6 protein-coding genes are annotated in these 14,195 nt (G+C 45.9%); all 6 read left to right on the forward strand.

Annotated features, from left to right (window positions below):
* The first annotated feature begins 471 nt into the window (after positions 1 to 471).
* Entirely contained in the window at positions 472 to 3,438 is a 2,967-nt protein-coding gene (locus M1P97_RS21235; protein WP_249390124.1) for a LamG domain-containing protein, read from the forward strand.
* A gap of 35 nt (positions 3,439 to 3,473) precedes the next feature.
* Entirely contained in the window at positions 3,474 to 5,732 is a 2,259-nt protein-coding gene (locus M1P97_RS21240; protein WP_249390125.1) for a GH92 family glycosyl hydrolase, read from the forward strand.
* Positions 5,733 to 5,856: 124 nt separating this feature from the next.
* Positions 5,857 to 7,752 (forward strand): right-handed parallel beta-helix repeat-containing protein, encoded by a 1,896-nt coding sequence (locus M1P97_RS21245; RefSeq protein ID WP_249390126.1) that lies wholly within the window; start codon positions 5,857 to 5,859, stop codon positions 7,750 to 7,752.
* A gap of 6 nt (positions 7,753 to 7,758) precedes the next feature.
* The gene (locus M1P97_RS21250) at positions 7,759 to 9,180 is read left to right on the forward strand and encodes a family 43 glycosylhydrolase (RefSeq protein WP_249390127.1); all 1,422 of its coding nucleotides are present in this window, start codon (positions 7,759 to 7,761) and stop codon (positions 9,178 to 9,180) included.
* A 19-nt stretch (positions 9,181 to 9,199) separates the two neighbouring features.
* Positions 9,200 to 11,887: a glycoside hydrolase family 38 N-terminal domain-containing protein gene (locus tag M1P97_RS21255; protein WP_249390128.1), complete on the forward strand. Its 2,688-nt coding sequence runs from the start codon at positions 9,200 to 9,202 to the stop codon at positions 11,885 to 11,887.
* Between the two features lie 61 nt (positions 11,888 to 11,948).
* Positions 11,949 to 14,195 carry a hypothetical protein gene (locus M1P97_RS21260; protein ID WP_249390129.1) on the forward strand — a complete coding sequence of 749 codons (2,247 nt, stop codon included), beginning with the start codon at positions 11,949 to 11,951 and terminating at the stop codon, positions 14,193 to 14,195.

The raw sequence follows: 14,195 nt of genomic DNA on the forward strand, positions 1-14,195 counted from the left end.
TGACTCCGAGGAAAATTCATTTTCCAGAGTACAATGATTAAAAAGGGCTTTTAGAAGAGGAAAAATCATCTTTTTTTCTTCTAAAAGCCTTTTTTCTACAATACTTTTACAACTGACATTTTGTTATTGAAAGATTTGTATCTTGGCTGGTTTTTTTATTGGTAGCCAGGACTTTCTGTTTCGGATGTCGAAATGACTATTAGTTGCTTATAAAAACAGTCGAAATGATAATCCTTAACTTTTCAACAGTGACCTATTTCGGTTCATGTTCGATGGTAGATACGTAGAGGACAAAGCAATAGGGGAAAGAATGACAAAAGATATTTTGACAAAGGTAGTATGGAGATTGGATGTTTATCTCATTTGTGTTTTTTAACTCTTTGGTCTAAATGTTTTAGGTACAAGAAGTGTCTTTAATATAAACGAGTAGTAATAGTTGATTTAAGTCTAATCTGAAAAATATAAAAGTCTATGAATTTGAAAAGGATGACGATGGGGGCAGCGTTGATGGCTTTGACTCTGTTGGCAGAAGCAAAAGTGAAACCTATCGTATATTATAACTTTGGAAAGTCAGGAAATGTTACTTACGCCGTGGCACCCGAGAAATTAACGCCGTTGGCCGGAAAAGGCGAACTGGTTGCTGTTGGTCGCCCTGTCTTCTATGCCGATGCGCCCGGTGACAAAAAGATGAAAGGAGAAGGTGGTATTTTGTTTAACGGTAATGGCGACGGATATAAACTGGCAGAAGCTGTAGGTTCTCCGACTGACAATCAGGTATTGGAAATATGGGTGAAGCCCCGACTGAATACGCAGGAAGAAGAGCAGGAACAGGTCTTGTTATCCAATGGTACAACCAAGGAAGGATACGTATTTACGCATCAGAAAGGTCATTGGTATCTAATCTCCGGCGGCACGGGACGTGCTGAAATCGGCGAAGTGTCCAATAACGCCTGGACGCATCTCGCTATGGTTGTGGAAGATGGAAAAGGCTCTGTCTGGATGAACGGGAAAAAGACCGGGACATTCAAGCCGACCAAAGCCGTGGCTCCTCATTTCTCCATTGCCGTTTCGGAAGAGGGAAAAGAGGCCTTTTACGGTGAAATATATGAAGTAAGATACAGTACATTCGCCACCGGAAAGTTTAATCCCGAATCTGATTTCCTGCTGGATTATAAAAAGATAAAAGAGACAAGCAAACAACGCTTGGCCGAACGCCGTACCTTGGTGCAACAACTGGAACAGGCGAGTGCGGGCAAGAAGATTGTTACAGAGCTCCCCGATGTTCGTCAGGAAAAAGACTGGCTGATCAGTCAGGTAGAAGAACCGGCCTGTTTGTATATACAGAAATCGAAAGATGGGTTGACATCCAACCTACAGTTGAATAACGGGTTAGTTTCACGTACCTTTTATGTCGGTGAGAATATTGCCTGTGTAGGATATAAGAATCATTCGAATGAGGCTGAATTCTTACGGGCGGTGAAGCCGGAAGCACGTGTTTGCATTGACAGTGTATGGTATGAAGTCGGCGGATTGAAAGGGCAGCCAGAATTGTCTTATCTATTGGATAGTTGGTATACGGAAATGGAGACTTCCGACCTGGCGTTTACACTGGAGAAAGTGGAAACCGGCCTTCCGCTGATGCGTTATCCATGGACACCGAAATATAATGCCGTTCCGGCAGACTGGCCTGCCAAGGGATTGCGCATGGAGATGACTTTCGTGCCGACTGAAAGTATGGTGGATGTGAAAGACATACAGGTGAAAGTAAACTATGAAATCTATCAGGGATTGCCTGTGATTGCCAAATGGATTGAGGTAATTAATGAAGGAGAAAAGGAAGTGCTGCTAAATGAGATGGAGTGTGAAGTGCTGGCTGTTAACCAGGACCAGGTGAAGCGTCTGCATGTGGAGAGTGATTTTTCCTTTGCGTTGGTGAATGCGGATATAGAGGGTAGTGCGTTGATGCATTACGCCGGTACCCCCAAGCCTTATCATGTGGGCAGCTCTACTACCAAATGGACGGTTGACAAAGACTACAATACCTGGGCCAGTCATAATCAGGCGGAGGATAAGTTCCTTGGCTTTCCGCATCATAACTTATTACTGAGTAAATTGCCGATGGGACCTTATACGAAAGTAAGCAAAGAGGTTCCCTTCAAATCATATATCACCTTCGAATTGTTGCAGGATAGTGACGACCGCGAACGCCAGTCGCTCGGACATCGCCGGATGTATAAGAAACTGGCTCCGCAGACTACTGAGTCGTTGATTTCTGCTGGCATTACTTCGCACGATGAAACAAAGTTGAAAGCACTGATTGACCAGGCTGCCGAACTGGGACTTGAACAACTGGATATTCAAGCCTGGCCGGGTGTCAGTCATGACAACCTGGATTCGGCTTATGTTCAGTTGTGGCGCCGGGTGGCGACATACGCTAAAGAGCGTGGTATTGTGATGGGAGGCTACGAGCTGCAGATTGCCTCTCGCGGGCGAGGTGCCGAGGTGGATTGTGTTCATCCGGAAACAGGAAAACCGGGTAGCCTTTTCGGTCAGAGCGTCTGCATTGCCAGTGAGTGGAAAGATACATACTATTCGAAAATGTGGGAGTTTTTCGATAAGACCGGATTTATGACGTATAATATGGATGGACCGTACCACGGTGATCCGTGTGCTTCAACTGTTCATCCTCACCATACGCGGTTGGAAGATTCGCAGTGGCAGCAATGGAAAACGCAGGTAGAGGTTATTCATGAACTGCAACGCCGAGGCATGTATATCCCTATTCCCGACTGGTATTTCCTCAACGGGCAAAACTCAACCGGAATGGGATACCGTGAAGCCAGTGCCAACCTGACTCCGCAACAGCAGCTCTTGTTAGGCCGTCAGTATATCTATGACGGAACCTGGCATAAGATTCCGACTATGGGATGGATGACCTTACAGCTGGTCGGCTTCTATACGAACGATCCGCGCGTAGGCCTGGAGCCTCTTTGCGACAATTTGGATCGCTATGAAGCGCAGTTGATGCAGTTCTTGGGAAGCGGTTGCCATCTGACTATTCGCGGAAATCGCTTGTATGATACGCCGGAGACAAAGCAGATGGTGTCTCGTTGCATCAACTGGTTTAAGAAATATCGCGACATATTGACTTCTGATATTATCCACGTCAGCCGTCCGACCGGCCGCGACCTGGATTGCATGATGCACGTGAATCCTTTCATCCGTCATAAAGGTATGGTGGTTGTGTTTAATCCGACTGACAGGGATATCACTAAAGAGATGCGTTTGCCTCTGTATTATACGGGCTTGAAAGGCAAGGCTACGGTCACCTCTTCAGACGGAAGCAAACAGAACTTCTCTTTGAACCGGGAAGGTGAATTACTGCTGCCGGTTTCGATAAAGGCGCAGGGTGTGTCCTGGTTCCTGATAGAAGAATAAAGTATAGGTTGATTGAATGAAATAGGGAGATAGATATGAAAAAGTTGTTATGGTTACTGATTGGCGGATGCGTTTGCGGTCTGTTGGCTACAGGATGTAAGGATGCCGCAGATTCGAATAACCGCTATGTAAATAAATGGATTGGTACGGCTTGGGAGGGCAGGGTGTCTCCTGTCGCCTCCGTACCGTTCGGCATGATGCAGATTGGTGCGGATACGCGTCCTTATGGTGCAGGCTATCATTATGACGATCCGACTGTTTTAGGATTTAGTCATCTGCATAAAAGCGGAGGCGGATGTGCCGACTTCCTGGACATCTTGTTTATGCCGTTACCCTTGAATCAGCCGACAGGCGAGGATGAATTGTACTCTAAACAATACCAGGCGGCTTTGTCGCATCAGGAAGAAAAGGCGGAACCGGGCTATTATTCGGTTAAATTGTATGATAGGCAATTGACGGTAGAGTTGACCGCTTCCCGCCGGTGTGGGATACAACGCTACAAGTATGCATCCCTAGGAGAAATGCCGGTAATTGTCGATTTGAAGTATGGTTCAGAAAGTGCTTGTACCATACAAGCCGAGCACGATGTGGATACGGTGTATGCCTCTGCGTTTGAGAAGGTCGACCCGTACACGATTCGCGGCTATCGTTTTTCAAATGGCTGGACACCGAAACAACAGGTCTATTTCTATTCTACCTTCTCTTCACCCATCAAAACGTGTGCCTTGTATGTAGACGACCGGCGCGTCGAGGAGACCGCTGCTGCCGAGGGACGCAATGTCAAGGCGCTACTTACCTTTGAAGATGGACAGGGGGAACTGGTAGTCAGAACGGCACTCTCATCGGTGAGCATGGAAGGGGCTGCCGCCAATTTGTTGTCGGAAACGAAAGGAAAGACATTTGAGGATATCAGGGAATCGGCTTTCGATGTTTGGAGCCGTACGTTGGGACAAATCGAGGTAGAGACCGACGACCCGAAGAAGAAAGAGATTTTTTATACCTCTTTACACAATGTCATGCTGTATCCGTTCCTGTTGTCGGACGTGGACAATCGTTTCAGAGGGCCGGACTGGCAGGTGCATCAAACCGATGGTTTTGATTATTACGGAGGTGTGGTCGGTTTTTGGGATACGTTTCGGGCGGCTTGTCCTTTATTGGCGATGTTGAATCCGGTAGTGGCGAATGATTATATAAAGACGTTGCTGGAGCATTACAAATATGCCGGACAGTTGCCGATATGGACGTTGTGGGGCATTGAGAACTATCAGATGACAGGTATTCATTCGTTGCCGGTGATAGCGAACGCCTATCTGAATGGCATCCGTGGTTTCGATGCCAGGTTGGCGCTGGAGGCTATGGTGGCATCGGCTATGAAAGATACGTGCGGCTCTTCCATGGGCTATTTTGTCGGATTGGAGAACTATAAGAAATATGGATATGTTCCTTGCGATATGGAGATGGAGTCGGTAGCGCGTACGCTGGAGTATGCGTTCGATGATTATGCACTGGCTCGTTTTGCTGAAGCGATTGGTGCACAAAAGGAGGCCGCTTACTTTGCAAATCGTTCGCTCAACTATCGGAATGTGATCGACCCGACCACCTTGTTGGCGCGAGGGCGGCTGAAGGATGGCAGTTGGCGTACGCCTTTCGACCCGTTGGCCTCTTCTCATCGCAGGGATGATTATTGTGAGGGCAATGGTTGGCAGTGGACTTTCTTTGTCCCTCACGATGTGGAAGGACTGGCCGGTTTGTTGGGAGGCAATGAGCCATTGGAGGCACGACTGGATACGCTTTTCGGCATGTCTTCCGAATTGCGCGGAGAGAATGTCTCCGGTGATATTACCGGACTGATCGGGCAGTATGCACATGGCAATGAACCGGGGCATCATACCGTTTATATGTATAACCGGGTAGGCCGTCCAGACAAGACGCAAAAGTATGTCAATCAGGTATTGACAACTCTCTATAATAATACTCCGGATGGTATTTGTGGTAATGAAGATACGGGACAGATGAGTGCCTGGTATGTCTTTAGTTCGTTAGGCTTCTATCCGATGAACCCGGCTTCCGGGCAATATGAACTGGGTGCCCCTTTGTTTCAGAAGGCAACAATTAAGCTCTCTTCGGGGAAAAGCTTTGTTATCAAGGCTAACAACTTGTCGGAAAAGAATATTTACGTAGACAAGGTTTTTCTGAACGGACAGCTTCTGAATCGAACGTATATTACGTTTGACGAGGTGCTGCAGGGCGGCGAGCTTCTCTTTGAAATGAAGGGAGAGGTACCGGTTATTTGATTTATGTAGCAATAATAAGCAATAATAATCCACGAAATAGGCAGCTATTTGCTATTTTAAATGGGGATAGCTGCCTTTATATTTGCGTCATTAAATAAATGTGATACTAATTAATATTTGAACCATGAAAAAGATACTATGCTTTATCTCGATGTTCTGTTTGTGCGGAAATATGTTGTCAGCCAGAGAATATCATGTGTCGGTTAAAGGAAGTGATGCCAATAATGGTGATGCTTCATCCCCTTTCAAAACAATTAACCGGGCTGCTCAGAAGGCTTTGCCGGGAGATACGGTTACGGTTCATAACGGAACTTATCGTGAATGGGTGAATCCACTGAGCGGCGGGGAACGGGAAGGTAAACCTATCCTGTATCGGGTAGCCGATGGTGAAAAGGCTGAAATCAAAGGCTCGGAATTAGTAACGGGCTGGAAAAAAGAGAAGAAAGGCAAAGGCGTATGGAAGGTTGTTTTGCCGAATACATTCTTTGGAAATTATAATCCGTTCAACGACCGTCTGTATGGCGACTGGCTCTGGTCAGAGCGGGTTCACCATACGGGAGATGTTTATCTGAATGATGTTTCACTGTATGAAGAATTTTGTTTGGATAAGGTGTTCGCACCGGATACACTTCGTACGATCCGTGATCCGCAAGGATGTACGAATGTTTGGTTTGCAGAGGTGGATGCTGACAATACAACTATTTATGCAAACTTTGGAAACGTCGATCCGAATAAGGAAACAGTAGAGGTTTCAGTTCGCCCTACCTGCTTCTATCCGACTCGTGAAGGACTGAATTACATCACAATTCGTGGCTTCCATATCAGCCAGGCAGCTACGCAATGGGCTGCCCCGACGGCTGAACAGGTCGGTATGGTCGCTCCTCATTGGAGTAAAGGTTGGATTATTGAAGACAATGTCATCAAAAACTCCCGTAGCAACGGTATTACCTTAGGAAAAGAACGTGCCAGTGGGCATAACCTGGAGTGCAACGATCCACGTTTGGATGGCACATTGCATTATATCGAAGTCATATTTAATACGCTACGCCGTGGTTGGAGCAAGGATAATGTCGGCTCACATATCGTTCGGAATAATATTATTTCCGATTGCGAACAGACCGGTATTTGTGGTAGTATGGGAGCTGCGTTCAGTGAAATCTATGGAAATCATATTTATAATATCTTAGTGAAGCAGCAATTTGGCGGCGCAGAAATGGCAGGTATCAAATTGCATGGTGCGATAGATACTTATATTCATCATAATCGGATCCATAAATCCGGTAATTATGGGATTTGGTTGGACTGGATGGCTCAGGGAGCCCGGGTATCATCCAATTTGCTATATGATAATCTGGCTCAGGATTTGTTCTTTGAAGTTTCTCACGGTCCTTACATAGTAGATAATAACATCTCTTTATCGCCACGCACAATACAGGAAAATACTGATGGAGGCGCGTACCTGCATAATATTTTCTCAGGAGATATCAATCGTTTGGACGATCAACGCTACACTCCGTATCATTTGAATCATTCAACTGAGGTGAAAGGTATCCGGACTATTACTGAAGGCGACCATCGCTTCTATAATAATATCTTTATCGGAGGGGAGAACAGTAAGTTGAGATATGGTATGGTGGTGTTCGATGTATCTCAACGGCCGATCTATGCAGACAACAATCTGTTTCTTAACGGAGCCCTGCCTATGACGAATAAAACGCAGGATTGGGTAGAAAAGGCAGTCGATCCGAAACTAAAAGTGGAAGAAACGGCAGATGGAGAAGTGTATCTCGTTAGTGACATTAATCTGCAAGAACTATCTTCTTTCAAAGGGAAAGGTATTGATGCCGACCGCCTTGGTATTACCCAGTTGACCGGATTTCCGTTTGAGAACTTTGACGGTACTCCTTTCTGCTTGGAGAAAGACTATTTCGGTAAGGAACGTTCTACGTCCCCGGTTGTGGGGCCGGTAGAAAGTTTACCTTCTTCCAATCGTATAAAAGTGTGGCCTAACTTAAAATAACAGTCAATGTCATATAAGAATCATTTATTTCTGGTGGGCAGCCTGCTTATGGGAGGGCTGCTTACCTGTTGTCAGTTTGATGCGAAACAGGTATCGGATGATAATATCATCCCCGTTTCAACAAACCGAATGCTTAACCCTATCGCCCCTCCGGGGGTATATATTGCTGATCCGGAGGTAAGACAGATGCCCGATGGACGTGTCTATGTCTACGGATCGCGTGATGAACCTGGTAACGCCTGGTGTTCGCGTTCCTATAACGTGCTTTCTTCGTCCGACCTTGTGAACTGGAGTGTGGAACAATTTTCATTTGCTACTGAAGGACCGGGTAAACAAGTGGATTATACCGACAGGATCTTATACGCTCCGGATTGTATTCATCATGGCGGGAAATATTATCTGTATTATTGTTTGGCCGGAGGGGGTGATGATGAAGGTGTGGCTGTTTCCTCTTCTCCTTACGGTCCGTTTAAGGATGGAAAAGTGATAGAGGGCATAAAAGGTATCGACCCGTCCGTGTTCATAGACGATGACGGACAAGCCTACCTGTTTTGGGGGCAGGGGTATGCCAAAGGGGCGAAGTTGAGTAAAGATATGCTCTCGATCGAAGGAGCCGTACACGATAGCTTGCTGACGTATGAAACACATTTCTTCAACGAAGGCAGTTCTGTCCGAAAAAGAAATGGTATTTATTATTTTGTGTATGGAAGTCATTCGCAGCATGGAGAATCCAACTGTGCGACGTTGGATTATGCGACATCAACTTCTCCGTTAGGTCCTTATACTTATAGAGGTGTTATCGTTGATAATTGGGGCAGTGGCCGGAATTTGGTAAATAACCATGGCTGTATTACTGAAATCAACGGTCGGTGGTATATTGCTTATCATCGCCCTACTCATGCAAGTGCGACCATGCGAAAGGCTTGTCTGGAGCCAATCTCTTTCAATCCGGACGGGACGATCCCAAAAGTGGAAATGACTACGCAGGGAATTGGCGGACCTATCTCTCCTTTATACCGGATGGATGCTGCCAGGGCTTGTCTGATGTCTGGTAATGTAATGGTATCCGTACGTCGTCCGGAGAATGATATTCCTGTCGAGTATTTGGCTGCTGTTCGCGATGGCGATCATGCTTATTGGAAATATTATGATTTTACCGGTTCGGATGTCAATCATTTCATATGTAAGACCTGGGGTAAAAACAAAGCAGCTAAGATCGAAATTCATCTGGATAGTCCGGAGGGCGAACTGATCGGAACCTGCGAGTTAGCTCCGATGCAGGGTGAGACGGCGTATGCTATTCATGAAACGAAAATCAAACCGGTGACAGGGAAACATGCACTGGTCTTGGTCTTTAAAGCGGTTGATCCGAATACAAAGGATGTTGATTTAATGAATCTGGAATGGTTCGTTTTTGAGAAGAAGTAATATAAATTTATACTTATATATGAAACGAATTCTACTATTTATTGTACTGGCATTATTTATATCCCGGTCAAACGCACAGATTGCTGCGATAGATGTTGATAAAGGTTCTGAAAAGACGCCGGTAGAGGATATCATAATCGTATTTAAAATGCATTTTGATATCGGATACACGGACTGGGCGGAATCAATCCTTCAGAAATATACTACTTCTATGATGGATGAGACACTGCATTCTGTAAATGTAACAAATAAATTACCACGGGAAGAGCAGTTTGTATGGACTCTTCCCGGTTGGCCTATGAAATATATTCTGGAAAATGTATCGGCAGACTGTAAGCCGGGTATTGAGGTTGCCTTAAAAGAGGGTCGTTTCAGGGTACATGCGCTTCCTTTTACCTTTGAGACAGAATCGAGCGATCTGGAAACGCTTGTACGCGGAATGTCATATTCTTCCAATATCAACCGGACGTATGGACATCCGCTGACAAGAGGGGCAAAACTGACTGACGTTCCCAGTCATTCCTGGATTTTGCCAACACTGCTGACACAGGCAGGAGTAAAGATTTTACATATCGGATGTAATCCGGGGTCAGTTTCTCCGGAACTTCCGACATTGTTCTGGTGGGAAGGTCCTGACGGCTCCCGGTTACTGACGTTTAACTGGGCTGAATATTATGGATCAGGTGTTTTGCCGCCTGAAGGGTGGAAACATAAAACATGGTTAGCCATGATCCATACACATGAAAATACCGGAGCTCCGAAACCGGAAGAGGTTGCGGCTGTATTGGAAGAAGCCCGTAAGAAAGTGCCCGGAGCCAGGGTCAGGATAGGACAACTGGAAGATTTTTACGATACATTGATGAAAGAAAATCCATCTATTCCTGTGGTACGCGGAGATATGCCCGACACCTGGATTCATGGTTATATGTCGATGCCCAAAGAGGTGAAGATCAACAAATCGATGCAACGTCTGATCTATAATGAAGAGACCTTGAACACGTTGCTGAAAGGCTGGAACGTAAAAGCTGAACCTGTGAAACCGTATGTCGACAAGGCTGTTGAACAGTCGGTATTATTTGACGAACATACTTTCGGACTGGCAATCAGCCACGGTCACCAGGCTTTCTGGAAATATGGCGATCCGTTTGTAATAGATCGTGCGAAAGGTGCTTATGATTTTATTGAAGAATCATGGAATGAAAAGGCTAACCGTGTACATCGGTCGAAACAATATCTTATCCCCTCTTTGCGTAAAGACATGCGTAATCTGGCCAATGCCGTAGAAGGGGATGGGCAGAAGGTGGTGGTATATAACCCGTTACCCTGGAAACGTTCGGGTGTCGTTTCCTTGTTTATGGATGTGTATCAGAAGAAATTTACTGTTTATGGATTGAAAGACGAACAGACCGGTGAGGTCATTCCTGTTTACAATGAGGGTAACTATCTCTCATTTACCGCTCGTGATGTACCTACTTTGGGATATAAAACATATTCGGTGATAACTGAACCTGTTTCGGAAAAGGCTCATACCATTCGTGTCGATCAGGCAGAAAATGTTATTGAGAATCCCTATTTCAAAGTCGTTATTTCACCGGAAAACGGTGCCCTGTTGTCTGTTTGGGATAAGAAACGGCAACAGGAGATGGTCGATACCGGCAATGAATACAGCTTTGGTGAGTTTATTCATGAGAAATTTGGTAATGAAGAGATCGAACGATATAACAAGGCATACGTTAAACCGGGTCATCACGGTTGGGCAGATCCTGAGATGGGACGTCCGGCCGATCCGGCTTTAAAGTATGAAAAGGTAAAAGGTCGAGCTTTACGGATTATTTATAATCAAACAGTACACTCAGTGGAAGCCACAGCCTTCTGCCGTACCAGCCGTGGTGAAGATTATACCTTGACCTATACGCTTTATGAAGATTCTCCTTACCTGGAAATCTGTTGGGGGATGCAGAACAAGCGAGCCGATATGCAACCGGAAGGCGGATGGCTGGCATTTCCATTCAATGTCTCTCAGCCAACTTTCCATTTAGGACGTACGGGGGCTGTTGTTAATCCGGCTACGGATTTTATAAAGCGGTCTAATCATGATTATTATTTTCTGAATACGGGGATGGCTGTTGTCGACCCGAAAGGAAAGGGATTCGGATTGAATACTCCGAATGCTCCGGCAGTCAGCCTGGATCGCCCGGGGTTGTATCGTTTTACCGGTGACTTTATTCCTCAAAGAGCGAATGTGTTTGTCAATCTGTTCAATACCCAGTGGGGAACAAACTTTACAGAGTGGGTGGAAGGTGCCCTGTCGGCGAAGGTCTATTTATGGTCGGTCGATGAATATAAAAATGAGCCTTCACTGATTACTCCGACAGAAGAAACACGTGTGCCTCTTATGGCTGTTTACCGGGAAGGGAAAGGTGGCGAACTGCCTGTGTCGGCAGAAGGAATACAGTTGTCGAAGAAAGGAGTTCTGGTTACAGCCTTCGGGGCCAATACGGACGGAGACGGAGAAGTCCTACGTGTCTGGGAACAGGCAGGGGATGCGGGTGAATGTGTGATCACATTACCTGATTGCGGTTATCGTACGGCTCAGTATTGTAATTTGCGTGGAGAACGTCAGGGAAAATCCTTTCCTGTAAAACAAAATAAAATAGCTATTAACTTGAAGGCTTACCAGCCGTTATCATTAATTCTGGAGAAATAAGCAAATGAAATTCAATAAGTGTGTTTTTATATGTATTAGTCTTTTTGTATGCTCTGCTTTTATGCAGAACTTGTCGGCAGAACCTTCCGGGAGGAAGGTTCATGCTGATAAGAAAATTCCGCAGCTTTCAGAGAAAGAAAGCTGGTTACCGGTAGTGAAGGATATAACTAAAAATATCCGTTTGCTGGAGTGTTCTTACAATGAAGCCGAGTTAAAGCATTGTGAAGAGATCATTTCGTCTTCTGCCTGGGAGGTACGGACCGAACAGACAATGGCTAATGGAGGCAAACTGTATACTTTTTCTTTTACAGCCAGACGGGATATGAAAGATGCCGGCGTGGCAGTGGCATTCGACCGGTATGGCTGGACAAGTGATAATTATGTGATGATCCCTTCTTCCGTTTATAATGGTAACAGGCAACGTATTGTCAACCGTTCGTATGCTACAGGGCTCGATAAGACAGATTATAACCGGAAGGATCTGGCTCTGACTTCCAATCCGATTCCGCAGCTTTCTCCTGAGTTCGGAGCTTCCTCCCGTTTGGAGGTCAATGTCAGTAATGCGGCGACTCCGGCCATGACGATGCTGGAACGGGGGAAGAAGTCCGGAACGATTTTACTGACCGACCAGGGTATCGAATGGAATAAGCAATTATTGGATCATGCCCTGATCGTTGAAGAAACACCGGATCGCAGTATTGCCTCTTTTGTCATCAGTGCTCCGGGAGTGCGGGAACGTAAACCGGAATTTATCGGTTTCAGTAAAAGTCCCGACCGGGGAATACAGGTGAAGAAAGGAGACAAAATCGTTATACGGGTTACCGAGATCACTTTTCCCTGTGAAGATGTTCCGGAATTGCTGACCCGCTTTATGAAAGATCGTAAACTGCATACTGCCGGGGAAGCTCCCCGTAATCTGATGCCGATGAGCGAAGTACTGGCACGTATGGTACGGAATATCGATGATCGCTATTATGTGGGTGACCAGTGGGAATATTACTGCCCCGAGAATGCCGACTGGATCTCTTACGGCTGGATTGGCGGTCTGATGAATACCTATCCGATGCTGGCTTTAGGCGATGAGGAGCATTTACGGAAAGTGAAAAATACGTTCGACTTCGGACTGCCGCGTGCAAAAGGAAAAAGCGGTTACTATTATGATGTTCTCGGATCGGACGGGAAAGTCTTATACCGTGATGCGGCGGTCAACAATCCGGGAATCGGCCTGACCCGTAAAAACGGCGATGTGCTTTACTGGATGGTCAAACAATTTATGTTATTGAAGGAACAGGGGAAAGCCAATGCCATCGATACCGGTTGGGAAACGAATGTGCGTCTGTTGGCAGATGCCTTTGTCAATACCTGGAAAAAAGAGGGAACATGGGGTAATTATCTGGATGTGGAAACAGGCGACGTAGCTGTATATAATACGACGAGCGGAGCAATGGCAGTGGCCGGACTGGCTCTGGCTTCCGAATATTATACTAATCCTTCTTATCTGGAAATAGCCTGCGAAGCTGCTGCTGACTATTACGATAATTTTGCTTTAGTCGGCTTTACCTCCGGAGGTTGCGGTGATATCCTTCAAAATGCAGACTCCGAAACGGCGGTTGCTCTGCTTACTTCTTTAATGACACTTTATGAAGTGACAGGGAAAGAACAATATCTAAAACAATCAGCCGATCTGGCAAATCTATGTGCTACCTGGACAGTCTCTTTCCCTTACCGTCTGCCGGAAGATACCCCATTGGCAAAACTGGGGGCCAATCTGACTGGTGCCGTTTGGGCAAGTACGCAGAATAAGCATGGAGCTCCGGGTTTTTGTACGCAATCAGGAGATGCCTTGTTCAAATTATATCGTTCTACCGGCGATGTTTCTTATGCGGAATTACTCCGTGACGTGATTCATGCCCATGCAGAAGGCATACAACCCAATGGAAAGATTACAGAACGTCTGACTTATTGTGATGCCGACAGCCGTGGTTCTCGCGGAGACGGCGGCAAGACTGGTTGGAACGAAACAAACGGTGCTATGATGGCATTGGAAATCCCGGGTATTTATGTGCGGACAGATCTCGGTTCCCTTTATGTATTTGACCATGTAGAAGCGAAGGTAATCAAACAGAACAAGAAACAGTTAGTCCTGCAAATTACGAACCCGACTGCTTACGATGCTACTGTCACCCTTTTTGCTGAGAATGCAGAAGATGCTGCCCGTCCGCTGGGCGACAATGCCTTCCTCGGGTGGAAAGATAAAGTGACCGTAAAGGCAGGTAAGTCCGTAAACTATAAACTAAAAACAAATTGA

Source organism: Parabacteroides leei, assembly GCF_023369805.1.
In the GTDB taxonomy this organism is placed as follows: Bacteria; Bacteroidota; Bacteroidia; order Bacteroidales; family Tannerellaceae; genus Parabacteroides; species Parabacteroides leei.